Below are 12802 nucleotides of genomic sequence, written 5' to 3'. Positions count from 1 at the left end.
AGACCGGTCGATTCCCCACACTGGAAAAAAGCGGTCAGTTTTCCCCCCTGACAGATTGTGCTTTGTGCGCAACGCGTTCGTGCCCGGCGGGGTGCTCTCCATGCGTCAACGCCACAACAACGCCGCTTGTTCCCGGAATTCTGCTTCGCTACACAGCATGTATGTCAGACCAGGCCGATGCCCCCAACATGGACCTCAGTGAACCGCTGCGCCGCGCGTTGGGCGAACGGTATCTGACCTATGCGCTGTCAACCATTATGCACCGCGCGCTGCCCGATGCGCGCGACGGCCTCAAGCCCGTACACCGGCGGATCATCTATGCGATGCACCGGCTGCGCCTCGCCTCTGGCGGGAAATTCCTGAAATCGGCCAAGATCAGCGGCGACACGATGGGGGATTTTCACCCCCACGGGGACGCCGCGATTTACGATGCAATGGCGCGTCTGGCGCAGGATTTCAACGTGCGCTACCCGCTGGTCGACGGGCAGGGCAACTTTGGCAATATCGACGGCGATAACCCCGCCGCCTCGCGCTATACCGAGGCGCGGATGACCATGTTTGCCGAGGCGCTGCTGGAGGGCCTCGACGAAAACGCGGTCGATTTCCGCGACAATTACGATGGCCGACTCGAAGAACCCGCCGTGCTGCCCGCCACCTATCCGAACCTGCTGGCCAATGGTTCAAGCGGGATTGCGGTGGGTATGGCCACGAACATCCCGCCGCACAACATCGCCGAACTGGTCGACGCCTGCCTGCACCTGATCAAGACGCCGGATGCACGCGACGACACGCTGATGAACTACGTGCCCGGCCCGGATTTCCCGACTGGCGGCATCATTGTCGAACCGCCCGAGGCCATCGCACAGGCCTATCGCACCGGGCGCGGCGGCTTCCGCCTGCGCTGTCGCTACGAGGTCGAGGATCTGGGCCGTGGCCAGTGGCAGATCGTCGTCACCGAAATCCCCTATCAGGTCCAGAAATCCAAGCTGATCGAAAAGCTGGCCGAGGTCATCCAGACAAAGAAAGTCCCGATCCTCGCCGATGTGCGCGATGAGAGCGCCGACGACATCCGCGTCATTCTTGAGCCGCGATCCAAGAATGTGGACCCGGACGTACTGATGGGGATGCTCTATCGTAACTCCGATCTCGAGGTGCGGTTCTCGCTCAACATGAACGTGCTGATCGACGGCGTGACGCCAAAGGTGTGTTCGATGAAGGAGGTGCTGCGCGCCTTCCTTGATTTCCGACGCGACGTGCTGATCCGGCGCAGCCAGCACCGGATGGAAAAGATCGACCACCGTCTTGAGGTGCTCGAAGGGCTGATCGTGGCCTTTCTCAACCTCGACCGGGTGATCGACATCATCCGCTATGATGAGGATCCCAAGCCCGCGCTTATGCGCGAAGACTGGAGCCTCGATCACCCCCGCGCCATGACCGAAGCGGACTACGTGTCGCCCGCGCCGGGCCAGGGTGAACTGACCGATGTGCAGGCCGAGGCGATCCTGAACATGCGCCTGCGGTCGTTGCGGCGGCTGGAAGAGATGGAACTGCTGCGCGAGCGCGACGCGCTGATGGAGGAACGCGCGGGTCTGGAGGACTTGCTGGAAACGGACGACCTGCAATGGCAGGCGATTTCGGACCAGTTGCGCGACGTCAAAAAGAAGTTTGGCAAGGATTACGAGGGCGGCGCGCGCCGCACCACCTTTGCCGAAGCCGGCGAGGTCGAAGAGGTTCCGCTTGAGGCGATGATCGACCGCGAACCGATCACCGTGGTGTGCAGCCAGATGGGCTGGATTCGCGCCATGACCGGCCATATCGACCTCACGCGCGAACTGAAGTTCAAGGATGGTGACGGGCCGCGCTTTATCTTTCATGCGGAAACCACAGACCGGCTGGTGGTCGTCGGCTCAAACGGGCGGTTTTACACGCTGTCGGCGGCAAACCTGCCGGGTGGGCGCGGCATGGGCGAGCCGCTGCGCCTGATGGTCGATCTGCCGAACGAGGCGCAAATCCTCACCATCCTGACCCACAAACCGGGGCGCAAGCTGCTGGTGGCTTCGACCGCAGGCGACGGCTTTGTCGTGCCCGAAGACGAGGTGATCGCGCAGACCCGGACGGGCAAGCAGGTGCTGAATGTGCGCGGCGACGTCACCGCCCATGTGTGCACGCCAGTTGACGGCGACCACGTGGCCGTTGTGGGCGAGAACCGCAAAGTGCTGATCTTCCCGTTGTCGGAACTGCCCGAGATGGCCCGTGGCAAGGGCGTGCGGCTGCAAAAATACAAGGATGGCGGGCTCAGCGACGCCACCACCTTTACCCTCGCGGACGGGCTCAGCTGGCTGGATCCTGCGGGCCGCACCCGCACCGAAACCGAGCTGGCCGAATGGACCGCCAAGCGTGCCAGCGCGGGCCGTATGGCGCCACGAGGATTTCCCCGAGACAACACATTCTAGCCCGATTAAGATTGTACCCACGAGCAAATGGCCCAGAACGGGCGTCGTCACAGGGACAGTTTCATGAGTGCACAGATTCAGGGCCGCTATTTCGGCAAGGGTGCCCCGCTTTTCAAACTTTACTTCATCACCGCGATCTTCACGGTGCTCACACTGGGCATCTACCGGTTTTGGGCCAAGACGCGAATTCGCAAATACATCTGGTCATCTGTGACCGGCGATGACGACAGCTTTGAGTACACCGGCACAGGGCTGGAGAAATTCCTCGGGTTCCTCGTCGCCATTGTCATCCTCGCCATCTATCTGGGCGTCGTGCAACTGCTGCTGACCTTTATCGGGTTCTCTATCGTCCCGCAGGACGACAGCCCCGAAGCGTTTGCCGGACAGGCAATTGCGATCAACCTGTCGATCTTTGCCGTGCTGCCCCTGATGCTGTTTGCGCAGTACCGGGCGCGCCGTTACAAAATGGCCCGTTCACGCTGGCGTGGCATCCGGTTCGGCATGGAAAACGGCGCATGGGGCTATGTGGCGCGCGCCCTTGGCTATGGTTTTCTGACCATGATCACGCTGGGCATTCTTGCGCCGCTGGGCACCTACCGGCTGGAGAAATACATGGCCGACCGCAGCTGGTACGGCGATGGACGGTTCGATCAGGGAGGCCGTTGGCAAGACCTGTACAAAGGGATGAAGCACGTGTTCATCGGGCTGGTCCTGATGATAGTGTCGGGCGTTCTGTTCGGCATGGGTGCGGCCAATGAACAGGTTGCCCTCGCGATACTCGGCGGTATCGGCATCTTTGTGGCCTACATCTGGCTGCTGATCGGCTTGGTCTACTACCGCGTTTACGCCTTCTGCTACCTGACGGGCAAAAAGGTGCTCGACGGGCAAATCACCTTCTCGGCTCAGGTTGAAACCAGCACAATCATCGCCAAGATCATCGTCGGCGGCATCGTGATCTCGGTGCTGATGGGCGTCATCTTTGCGGTTATTGCGGGCGTCGGAGCGGCGGTTTTTGCAGGCGCGGGTGCGACGGGCCAACTGGGGGCGGGCAGCATCGTGGGGGTCGTCATCATTGCGATCCTCTACGCGCTGGCGCTCCTTGCGGCTGGGGGCCTGAGCCTCGTGATGATCACCCAGCCGATCATCGAGCATGTGGTGAACAACGTCACCGTGCACAACGCGGATCACCTCGACACCATCCAGCAACGCTCGGCCGATAGCTTTGCCGATGCGGACGGCTTTGCTGACGCGCTGGATGTGGGTGGCGCCATCTGATGGCCCCTGATGGCCAGACCTTTGCCCGGTTCTTTGACGGAGAGCAGGGCCTGCGTCTGGATGTCGAACTGCATGTGGACACAGCCGCAGAGACCCTGCGGCTGACCCATCCCGACTTGCCCATGGGCTCGCAATACTGGCCGCTCTGGGCGATCCGGGCGCTGACCGATCAGGCGCGCGCGGATCAGATGGTCCTGACGCTGGTGGCGGATGCGTCCCTCGACAGCAGCCTGATCAAAACGGCGCGGCTGACCGTGACCGATCCCGATATGATTTCGATCCTCACCCGCCTGTGCCCCAATCTCAAGAAACGGGACGTGGCGCGCGGCACCTTTCGCAAGGTTATCGCGTGGACCGGCGGTGCGGTCGGCGCTCTGGCTCTGATGATCTTTGTTATCCTGCCCGCCATGGCCAACACGCTTGCCGCCTATATTCCGATCGAACGCGAAGTGGCTTGGGGCAAGACCGTCGTGCGCGGGATGGAACGGTTTTTGGGTGGCTCCGAAGCGGGCAGCCTTGTCTGTCGCAACAAAGAGGGGCTGGCCGCGCTCAACGCGATGACAGAGCGGCTGACCGAACGGCAGGATCTGGAATACGACCTGACCATCGCGGTGTTCGATCATCGCATGGTCAACGCTTTTGCCGCACCGGGCGGGCATGTGGTTATCATGCGTGGTTTGATCAGCAAGGCCGACAGCCCGGACGAAGTGGCCGCCGTACTGGGCCACGAGATTGGCCACGTCGAATCGCGTGATGTGACGCGCAATGCGCTCCGAACCGCAGGGTCAGCGGGTCTTTTGTCACTGATCTTGGGAGATTTCGCAGGCGGCGGCGCGGCGGTGATCATCGCCGAATGGACGCTCAACGCGTCCTACACGCGCGAGGCAGAGGCCGCGGCGGACGTCTTTGCGCTGGAAATGCTGGATGCCTCGGGGACGGATGCCAGTGGCATGGCCGATTTCTTTGACAAGATCGCCGCGTTGCAGGACCGGGGCAGTGCGATGCCTGGCTTTCTCGCCAGTCACCCCGACAGTCATGGCCGGGCGCGCGCCGCCCGGGAGTTTGCCCGAACGCAGCGCTATGGCACGCGGCCCATCCTGTCCAAACGGGAATGGACCGCATTGCAGAACATCTGCGACGACTAAGGCAGACCCGATCCGGTTTGCACCAGACCGGGACACTTGGCGCGGTGAAATGAAGTCCAGCCCGCGCCAGGCGATTGTCATCTACTGACGCGCGGCCCGGGGCCGGTCCCACAGGGCGACAACAGGCACCCGCGCGGTTGCATAGCCCGGTACGGCGGCGTCCAGCCGGTTGGCCAGAACGGGCAGGCGACGGACGGGCACGCGCGGGAACAGGTGGTGTTCGCGGTGGTAGAACATCAGGTAGGCGGCGCGCGCCAGTGGCCCCCGCTGGCTGCGTCCCGCCAGACCGCTGCCGATGGTGCCCTGATGGGTGATCCACACGGCGAAAAACGCGGTCATGCACTGCCCCAGCGCCATGACGCCCAGATGCAACAGCGCCCACCGGGTGCCGATACCTGCCATGATGGCGGCAAACACCGCCACGCAGGCCCAGTCCCGCAGCACCCGCACGCGCCAGTAACCCGAGCCGGAGGCCCATGCGTTCCGGTTCAGGTCGACGGGAAAGCGCGGGCCATAGGCCAGCACCTGCCACGCGCTCATATGGGCGCATTTGCCCTCGCAATCCTCCGGGCCAAGGCCGTGTTTGTGATGCTTGAGGTGACAATAGGCATCCGCGTGGTTCGATCCCAGCATGACACCGCTGAGCACGTGCATGACGATACTGTCACCCGCGCGGCTGAGGCCCAGATTGTTGTGGATCGCCTCGTGGTTGAGGCGCAGCGCGCACAGAAAGAACATGAAACTGGCGAGCAGCCCAAGCGGCCAAAGCGCCGAGGCATAGAGAACCCAACTCAGGCCCAGCCACGGCAGGGGCAATGTCAGTTCGTGCAGGGTCTGCCAGCGGGTCATGCCGGTCAGGTCGTGCCAGTCGACGTCTTTGGGGGCTTTTTCCATCTCGCACATTGTCTCGTCCTCCCTGTTGGGGGTGTTCAGCCCATGTCGGGCTCTGGTTCGTGTTGTGCAGGCAGCAAGGCCGCGCGCAGGGTGCCCATGGCGTGGGTGAACCCAAGGCCAAGGCACAGCGCCGCAAAGCCAAGCGCCAGCATCAGCGCGGCAAAGGGCGCGTCTTCAAGCACGGGCAACACTGCGCCGATCATGATCACCCCGCCCGCGCCAAAGGCGGCAAACCCGGTGGCCACGGTGATCGATACGGCGCGGGTACGGGCCTGACTGACCGGGCAATCGCCCACCAACGCGCCGATGCGCAGGATCATGAGGGTCAGGGCAATCACAGCGCCAAGGGCAAAGGTGATGTAGAAAAATCCGAGAAGCAGCATGGTGTGTCTCCTTTCATGCAAGCGGGGGAAGGGGCCGACGCGACAGGTCGCTGCGCCAACGGTTGTAGAGATAGCCAAAGGTTCCGCCCCAAAGCGGGCCGAACAGCAGGGCAAAGAGGACCCAGAAGAAAATACCGTCCCAGTACCGACCCGGTCCCGCGACACTCAGGTACAGACCGAGCACCAGCGCCAAGACGGCCACGCTGAGAAAGCCGGCGAGGGCCGCGCCGCTTGGGCTGCCTTTGGCATAGTGCAGGTACACCATCAGGACGGGGGTGCCGATGATCAGGTACAGTGGGCCGCCAAAGAGCACGGCAAAGACCGGGATCATCAGCGCCCAGAAGCCCATGGCCGCAATGATGAGCGGGGCCAGGATCAGCGCCTTGGCAAAGGCGACCGGGTCCAGCGCATAGCGCGCTCCGGGTACGCCAGTATTTTTCGATATTTCTGTCATGAGAGAAACTTTCGGGCAAATTTTTTTCAGGCGTCGGGTTTCGAGCGGGGCAGGAGGCGTGCGATGCGCGCGCCCATCTTGATCGCCGTCAGTTGCACGGCGCGGGGCAGGCGATTCACCTCAAGATACCAGTCGTCGAACATCTTCATGGTGGTCAGGGTTTCTGCGATGCGCGCCTTTACCGCCTTGGGGGTGTTGTCGGTCTCCGCCTCTTCCTGCACCTTTTGCAGCGCCTTGAGGGTGGGGGCGTATTCGCGGGCGCGGCGGCTTTCGATCACGGCATTGACCAGGTCGAACATGTCGCGGATCGAATGGAAGTGATCGCGCCGGTCACCCAGCTTGCGGGAGGATTGGACAAGGCCGAGGCTTTGCAATTCCTTCAACCCGTTCGACACGTTGGAACGGGCAAGGTTCAGCGCCTCGCAAATCTCATCGGCAGTGAGCGGATCGGGCGAGATATGCAGCAGCGCGTGGATCTGCGCCACGGACCGGTTGGTGCCCCATTTCTGGCCCATGTCCCCCCAGTGGAGGATAAAGTCCTGCATGGCCTTGGTGAGGTACATTTCCGAATCTCTCTGACATTTCTGTAATGACAGAAATATACGAAGATACAGAATAGTCAAGCATGTTGAAACCTCGCAGCCAAGCGGGTCAGGGATCGGGCACAAGGTCCTGCACAAAGGCGGTGACCTTGTCCGCCGACATCTCACAAGGTTTCAGCCGTGTGCCGGAGGTCAGCGCAAAATGGTTGAGCGAGATGTAATCCGCTCCGCCCAATTCTTCGGCAATCAGCTTTGTTGTGCGGCTATCCGCCAGAACCGTCTTTGTGACGACATAGCGCCGCCCGTTGGACGTGCCGCGAAACGTCCCCGTCGGAAGTGCCGCCAATGCGACGGCAAAGCTGGTCACGCGGTCTTTTGCCCGATCTTGGGTTCGGTGCCGTTTTTCACCCGGCGGATGTTCTCGCGGTGCCGCCAGTAGATCAGCAATGTCAGCGCCACACCCATCAACATGGCCTGACCGTACCCCAGAAACACCATCAGGATGGTCGACGCGGCCGCCGCCACCAGCGCCCCCATGGAAGACATGCGCCAGACCGCAGCCCCCAGCAGCCAAGCGGCGCAGACACCCAGACCCACGGGCCAATGCAAGGCCAGCATCAGCCCGATAAAAGTCGCGACCCCTTTGCCACCCTTGAACCGCAGCCACACCGGGTAGCAATGCCCGACCATCGCGGCAAGACCGGCCAACTGGGCCGCATCCTCTTGCCCCGTGATCCAGCGCGCCAGCAACAGCGCTGCGGCCCCTTTGCCCGCATCCAAAAGCAATGTCAGCGCCGCCGCCGTCTTGTTGCCTGTGCGCAGCACATTGGTCGCGCCGATATTGCCGGACCCGATCTGGCGCAAATCACCAAGGTTCATCACCCGCGACAACACCATGCCAAAGGGAATGGACCCAAGCCCATAGCCAAGCACGGCCCACAGGATCAGGATGGCGGTACTGCTCTCGATTGGGGGCATCAGGTCCTCTCGTACACGCGGCTGCCAGCCACATAGGTTGCCAGAACCTTACCCTGCATCCGCGCCCCGTCAAACGGCGTGTTGCGGGATTTGGATCGCAGGTCGGCCCGGTCCATGACAAAGGGCGCGTCCGCATCAAAAAGCACGAGATCGGCAGGGGCACCAACACGCAGTCGCCCCGCCTCCAGACCCAAGCGGCGGGCCGGGTTCAGCGACAGTGCCCGCCAGAGCGCGGGCAGATCGACAAGGCCTGCGTGATGCAGGCGCATGGCCGCAGGCAGCAGCGTCTCGAGCGCGACGGCCCCACTGGCGGCGGCCTCGAAGGGCTGGCGTTTGCTTTCTTCGTCCTGCGGCGTGTGCATGGAACTGATCACGTCAATCAGACCGGACTGCACGGCCTCGGCCACGGCAAGGCGGTCATCCTCATCGCGCAACGGCGGCTTGATCTTGAAGAAGGTGCGGTAGTCCGCCACGTCCAGCGCATTCAGCGTCAGGTGGTGGATCGACGTGCCTGCGGTGATGTCGAACCCGTTGGCCTTGGCCCGTTCCAGCGGGGGCAGGGCGCGGGCGGTGGTGATCTGGTCGGCGTGGTAGCGCGCGCCGGTCATCTCGATCATCGCGATATCGCGGTCGAGCCCCATCCGTTCGGCCATGGGCGACACCGCCGGAAGGCCGCGCAGCGACGCGAATTTGCCGGATGTGGCCGCCGCCCCGGCGCTGAGCCCCGGATCCTGCGGATGGCCCAGCACCAGCGCGCCCAGCGAGCGCGCGTAAGCCAGTGCGCGGCCAAAGACCTTGGTATCCGTCACCACGTTGTCGCAATCGGTAAATGCCACGGCACCGGCATCCAGCAGGAACCCGATCTCGGTCATTTCGCGCCCTTGCCGCCCCTTGGTCAGCGCCGCCATGGGCAGCACGTTCACGGGCGCGGCCTCGCGCGCGCGGCGGATCACGAACTCCAGCGTTTCGGGGTTGTCAATGGCCGGGTCGGTATCGGGTCGCGTGACCATCGTGGTCACGCCTCCGGCGGCGGCGGCGAGCCCGGCGGTGCCAAAACTTTCCTTGTGACGCTCACCGGGTTCACAGACCTTGACCCCGATATCGACGATGCCCGGGGCCAGATGCTTGCGTCCGCAATCGACGGTCGTGCGCGCCTCCGGAAGCGGGCTGTCATCGGTGATCACCGCGCTGATGCGCCCATCCGAGATGCCAAGCGCCCCGGTGATGACGGTGCCGCCCTCGGGGTCGATCAGCTTGGCGTTGGTCAGCAGAAGGTCGGTCATGCGGCACCTCTTGGCACGGGCAGCGGGGAACGTTCAGCCCTCATCCCGCCATCCTGATGAACACGTAGGTAAAGAGCGCCAGCAGGAGCAGAACCAGCATCGCCACACGGCCCGACATGGCAGCGTCCGAGGGCCGCTTTTTCACCGTATCCGGCGGGGCGGTGTAGGGTTTGGCGGCCTCGGATGTCAGCGTGTCCTCGGCGGAATAGTCGGTACGGGTCTCGCCATAGGTGCCGATCAGGGTCAGGTTGGAGGCGGGGCGCAGCGTCGTCGCGCGATCCTCAAAGGCCAGCGAAAAGAGCACCAGCACCCACCCGCCCAGCTTGTCGAGCTTGCCCCGGTCTCGGCCGAGGGCCTCAAGCGGCACACCGGCCCCTTCGTTGAGATACCCGGCGAGGCCGACCCCTTCGAGGTCGGTGATCGGGAACAGTTCGAGGTGATTGGCATCAAGCGGTGTGTCCACGCCAAGCGCCTCGGCAATGGCGTTGGGGTTTTCGCTGAGCGTGCGCGCCTCTGCGTCGGTCATGGACAGGGCAAAGACCCGCACCACGCCACGTTCGTGGGCGGGGATATCAATCGGCGTTGTCATGTGGGCCCCATCAGTGCGGCATCGCGCAGGTTGAGAATTGTGCGGCGCGTGTCGTCCGTTGTCGGCACAAGCGGCAGTTTGACCGCAGTGCCGTTCCGCAGGCGCAGTACCAGCGACCACCACGGCCAGCGGTTGATCCGTTTTATGGCAGTCAGGGGCAGAGCGGTGTCCAGTTCAAAGGCGCTACGGATGTGGATGGCGCGGTTGGTCAGGATCCATTCCGTGGCCCGGTTGCGCGTCCAGATGCCGAAATCCCCCAGCACCCATGTCAGGAACAGCGCTAAGGGCAGGGCGGTGGCCCATTGCCAAAGCGCTGACATGGGGGCGGCCCCCCACACGAGCGCGATGACGGGAAATGGCGACAGGATCAGCGGCGTGACACAGACCAGCACGATCATGCGCAGCGCAAAGGACCGGCGCGAGATTGTCCAGCGCATGTGCTCGGTCTGTCCATCGGCGAGGCTGGGTGCGCTCATGCGGCACCCCGCAGGTCGCGCAGGTTGCGGGCCAGCAGGTCCATCGCGGCCATGCGCACGGCCACGCCCATCTCGACCTGATCCTGGATGACGCTTCGGTTGATGTCGTCGGCCAGCGTGCCGTCGATCTCGACCCCTCGGTTCATGGGACCGGGGTGCATGACGATGGCGTCGGGTTTGGCATAGGAAAGCTTCGCCGCATCGAGGCCGAAGCGGTGGTAGTATTCCCGCTCGGACGGGATAAATCCGCCGTCCATACGTTCGCGTTGCAGGCGCAGCATCATCACGACGTCCACATCCTCAAGCCCGCGTGCCATGTCGTCATAGACCTCGACCCCAAACTCGGCGATGCCCGATGGCATCAGCGTGGGTGGGCCGATCAGGCGGATGCGGTTTTCCATCTTGCCCAGCAGGATAATGTTGGATCGGGCCACGCGGGAATGGGCAATGTCGCCACAGATGGCGATGTTGAGCCGGTGCAGCCGCCCCTTGGCCCGCCGGATGGTGAGCGCATCCAAAAGCGCCTGCGTGGGGTGTTCGTGCCGCCCGTCGCCCGCGTTCAGCACGGCACAGTTCACCTTTTGCGCCAGAAGGTCCACAGCACCCGAATGTGGGTGACGTACCACCAGCAAATCGGGGTGCATCGCGTTGAGGGTCAGGGCAGTGTCAATCAGCGTCTCGCCCTTGGTGATCGACGAAGCCTGCATCGCCATGTTCATCACGTCCGCGCCCAGCCGCTTGCCCGCCAGTTCGAAACTGGCCTGCGTGCGGGTGGAGTTTTCGAAGAACATGTTGATCTGGGTGAGGCCCGCCAGCGCCTCGCTGTGCTTGGTCTCGCCCTTGTTCAGCGCCACATAGTCGTCGGCCAGATCGAGCAGAGTTACGATCTCTTCGGGCCGCAGGTGCTCGATCCCCAGCAGGTGGCGGTGGGTGAAGGTCATGGCGCTCTCCGGCAGGTGTCGGGCGGGTTATAGGAAGAGGCGGGGACAGGGGCAAGCGGTGGTGCGTTGAGGCGTGTTTGGAGTGTGATCCTTTCATGAGGTCCGAAGGACCGAAACTGGGTGCGAGGGAAAATTGTAAATCCCTGATATGACTTGAGTCCCGCGCACGGAATGTGCCGCTGCCGCGTCGATGCTGTCTGTCATTTTCTGCTTCCCAACTTTTCCTGGCTGCTTCCCAGGGAACAGCGTGGATTTTTTCCTGAAGCGGCAATGGATATCAGTCATGGGCCAAGCTCATCCCAAAACCGACAAAATCACCCCCCACCTGCCACACCGCGAAACCGTGTTCTGGGACACAGAAGTTCCCGGCCTCGATTTGAGACAGCGCGGCGCGGCTGCCACGTGGATCGTGCGTGGTCGCGAGGAAGGCCGAACGCGCAAACAAATCCTGGGTCGTGCAGACGACATCTCACTGTCGCGCGCCCCTTGTGTTGGCGCAGGACGTGCTCGGTCTCGAGGACTTGAGCGCGTCTTCGGACGTGTCTCCAACGTTGGCAGAGTTCAGTCAACGATACCTCGCTGACTGCGCGCAGAATTGGAAACCGGCCACGCGCCGCGCGCACGCGTTCGATGTCAGAAACCGTATCCTGCCCGTCCTCGGCAACAAGCGCTTGGATCAGCTATCTCGCGTGAATTTAGAGAACTGAAAAGAGACGCTGACCTGCAGTGCCGCCAGTGGCAATCGCGCGCTGGCCGTTCTGTCGGGCATGATGCGCCATGCGGAACTGTTTGGTGTACAGCCGCCGGACAGCAATCCGCGCAAGGGATTGCGTCGGCGCAAATCACAGTTCACCGCCAGCTGTCTTTCGGACCAGCAATGGAAGCGACTGGGACAAGCTCTGTCCAACTTTGCAGCAGTGCGCCCAAGGGAAGTGGGCCTGCCGTGTCTGACGTCAGCGCCTATGGGTCCAACTAGGTTGATTTGATAAGAGAGGGTTTGTTGCTCATCGTCACCACCAAGGAGTGGACGATGAGAAAGACACCGAAGAGCTCTGGCGAGCAGGTCGTCAAAGACATCAAGCGCGCAACCCGCAAGCAATATTCCAGCGAAGAGAAGATCCGGATCGTTCTGGATGACCTGCGTGGTGAAGATAGCATCGCAGAGTTGTGCCGTCGCGAGGGCATATCACAGGGCATTTACTACAAATGGTCCAAAGACTTCATGGAAGCCGGGAAGAAGCGTCTGGCGGGCGACACGGCGCGTGCCGCAAACACTGATGAGGTCAAGGAACTGCGCCGGGAGGCAAAGGATCTCAAAGAGGTGGTCGCTGAACAGACACTCGAGCTGCGGCTTCTCAAAAAAGCTATGCTCGGGGATGGGGACGACCG

14 protein-coding genes and 1 pseudogene are annotated in these 12802 nt (G+C 62.7%); 5 read left to right on the top strand and 10 right to left on the bottom strand.

Features of this window, described 5'->3' with window-relative positions; genetic code table 11:
* Positions 1–161: 161 nt before the first annotated feature.
* The 3 genes from Q1A85_RS11050 to Q1A85_RS11040 all read left to right on the top strand — a co-directional run bounded on the left by Q1A85_RS11050 (position 162) and on the right by Q1A85_RS11040 (position 4873).
* On the top strand, positions 162–2453 hold the full coding sequence (locus Q1A85_RS11050) for a DNA topoisomerase IV subunit A (RefSeq protein ID WP_299688666.1): 2292 nt from the start codon (positions 162–164) through the stop codon (positions 2451–2453).
* 63 nt (positions 2454–2516) lie between these two features.
* A complete protein-coding gene (locus tag Q1A85_RS11045; protein ID WP_299688663.1) occupies positions 2517–3728 on the top strand; it encodes a DUF898 family protein in 1212 nt (403 codons plus the stop codon).
* Positions 3728–4873 carry a M48 family metallopeptidase gene (locus tag Q1A85_RS11040; protein WP_299688660.1) on the top strand — a complete coding sequence of 382 codons (1146 nt, stop codon included), beginning with the start codon at positions 3728–3730 and terminating at the stop codon, positions 4871–4873. The genes Q1A85_RS11045 and Q1A85_RS11040 overlap by 1 nt, the downstream gene beginning before the upstream one ends.
* Before the next feature lie 81 nt (positions 4874–4954).
* Here the strand turns inward: Q1A85_RS11040 and Q1A85_RS11035 are convergent, their stop codons facing one another.
* The 10 genes from Q1A85_RS11035 to Q1A85_RS10990 form a co-directional block, all read right to left on the bottom strand.
* A complete protein-coding gene (locus Q1A85_RS11035; protein ID WP_299688657.1) occupies positions 4955–5776 on the bottom strand; it encodes a fatty acid desaturase in 822 nt (273 codons plus the stop codon).
* Positions 5777–5802: 26 nt separating this feature from the next.
* On the bottom strand, positions 5803–6150 hold the full coding sequence (locus Q1A85_RS11030; RefSeq protein ID WP_299688654.1) for a hypothetical protein: 348 nt from the start codon (positions 6148–6150) through the stop codon (positions 5803–5805).
* Positions 6151–6163: 13 nt separating this feature from the next.
* Positions 6164–6604: a hypothetical protein gene (locus tag Q1A85_RS11025; protein ID WP_299688651.1), complete on the bottom strand. Its 441-nt coding sequence runs from the start codon at positions 6602–6604 to the stop codon at positions 6164–6166.
* A gap of 26 nt (positions 6605–6630) precedes the next feature.
* Positions 6631–7167: a MarR family transcriptional regulator gene (locus Q1A85_RS11020; RefSeq protein WP_299688648.1), complete on the bottom strand. Its 537-nt coding sequence runs from the start codon at positions 7165–7167 to the stop codon at positions 6631–6633.
* An 88-nt stretch (positions 7168–7255) separates the two neighbouring features.
* Positions 7256–7513: a hypothetical protein gene (locus Q1A85_RS11015; RefSeq protein ID WP_299688645.1), complete on the bottom strand. Its 258-nt coding sequence runs from the start codon at positions 7511–7513 to the stop codon at positions 7256–7258.
* A complete protein-coding gene (gene plsY / locus Q1A85_RS11010) occupies positions 7510–8124 on the bottom strand; it encodes a glycerol-3-phosphate 1-O-acyltransferase PlsY (RefSeq protein WP_299688642.1) in 615 nt (204 codons plus the stop codon). The genes Q1A85_RS11015 and plsY overlap by 4 nt, the downstream gene beginning before the upstream one ends.
* On the bottom strand, positions 8124–9407 hold the full coding sequence (gene pyrC, locus Q1A85_RS11005; protein ID WP_299688639.1) for a dihydroorotase: 1284 nt from the start codon (positions 9405–9407) through the stop codon (positions 8124–8126). The genes plsY and pyrC overlap by 1 nt, the downstream gene beginning before the upstream one ends.
* A gap of 40 nt (positions 9408–9447) precedes the next feature.
* Entirely contained in the window at positions 9448–9996 is a 549-nt protein-coding gene (locus Q1A85_RS11000; RefSeq protein ID WP_299688636.1) for a hypothetical protein, read from the bottom strand.
* Positions 9993–10472 carry a hypothetical protein gene (locus tag Q1A85_RS10995; protein WP_299688633.1) on the bottom strand — a complete coding sequence of 160 codons (480 nt, stop codon included), beginning with the start codon at positions 10470–10472 and terminating at the stop codon, positions 9993–9995. The genes Q1A85_RS11000 and Q1A85_RS10995 overlap by 4 nt, the downstream gene beginning before the upstream one ends.
* Positions 10469–11413 carry an aspartate carbamoyltransferase catalytic subunit gene (locus Q1A85_RS10990; RefSeq protein ID WP_299688630.1) on the bottom strand — a complete coding sequence of 315 codons (945 nt, stop codon included), beginning with the start codon at positions 11411–11413 and terminating at the stop codon, positions 10469–10471. Before Q1A85_RS10990 ends, Q1A85_RS10995 begins: the two co-directional genes overlap by 4 nt.
* A gap of 413 nt (positions 11414–11826) precedes the next feature.
* Between Q1A85_RS10990 and Q1A85_RS22975 the strand changes: the two genes are divergently transcribed.
* Together Q1A85_RS22975 and Q1A85_RS10985 are read left to right on the top strand one after the other, a co-directional pair.
* Positions 11827–12120 carry a hypothetical protein gene (locus tag Q1A85_RS22975; protein ID WP_366140580.1) on the top strand — a complete coding sequence of 98 codons (294 nt, stop codon included), beginning with the start codon at positions 11827–11829 and terminating at the stop codon, positions 12118–12120.
* Positions 12121–12443: 323 nt separating this feature from the next.
* Positions 12444–12802 (top strand): annotated as a pseudogene (locus Q1A85_RS10985) (transposase); the annotation flags it as partial.

The organism is uncultured Tateyamaria sp. (assembly GCF_947503385.1).
Taxonomy (GTDB): Bacteria; Pseudomonadota; Alphaproteobacteria; order Rhodobacterales; family Rhodobacteraceae; genus Tateyamaria.
This window is presented reverse-complemented; position numbering and strand designations above follow the sequence as displayed.

Bases quoted from the DNA above. Each gene is read 5' to 3' on its own strand.
- plsY (WP_299688642.1), bottom strand. From the start codon at position 8,124: ATGCCCCCAATCGAGAGCAGTACCGCCATCCTGATCCTGTGGGCCGTG.
- Q1A85_RS11040 (WP_299688660.1), top strand. From the start codon at position 3,728: ATGGCCCCTGATGGCCAGACCTTTGCCCGGTTCTTTGACGGAGAGCAG.
- Q1A85_RS11025 (WP_299688651.1), bottom strand. From the start codon at position 6,604: ATGACAGAAATATCGAAAAATACTGGCGTACCCGGAGCGCGCTATGCG.
- Q1A85_RS11050 (WP_299688666.1), top strand. From the start codon at position 162: ATGTCAGACCAGGCCGATGCCCCCAACATGGACCTCAGTGAACCGCTG.
- Q1A85_RS11000 (WP_299688636.1), bottom strand. From the start codon at position 9,996: ATGACAACGCCGATTGATATCCCCGCCCACGAACGTGGCGTGGTGCGG.
- Q1A85_RS11020 (WP_299688648.1), bottom strand. From the start codon at position 7,167: ATGTACCTCACCAAGGCCATGCAGGACTTTATCCTCCACTGGGGGGAC.
- Q1A85_RS10995 (WP_299688633.1), bottom strand. From the start codon at position 10,472: ATGAGCGCACCCAGCCTCGCCGATGGACAGACCGAGCACATGCGCTGG.
- Q1A85_RS11030 (WP_299688654.1), bottom strand. From the start codon at position 6,150: ATGCTGCTTCTCGGATTTTTCTACATCACCTTTGCCCTTGGCGCTGTG.
- Q1A85_RS11045 (WP_299688663.1), top strand. From the start codon at position 2,517: ATGAGTGCACAGATTCAGGGCCGCTATTTCGGCAAGGGTGCCCCGCTT.
- pyrC (WP_299688639.1), bottom strand. From the start codon at position 9,407: ATGACCGACCTTCTGCTGACCAACGCCAAGCTGATCGACCCCGAGGGC.
- Q1A85_RS11035 (WP_299688657.1), bottom strand. From the start codon at position 5,776: ATGTGCGAGATGGAAAAAGCCCCCAAAGACGTCGACTGGCACGACCTG.
- Q1A85_RS10990 (WP_299688630.1), bottom strand. From the start codon at position 11,413: ATGACCTTCACCCACCGCCACCTGCTGGGGATCGAGCACCTGCGGCCC.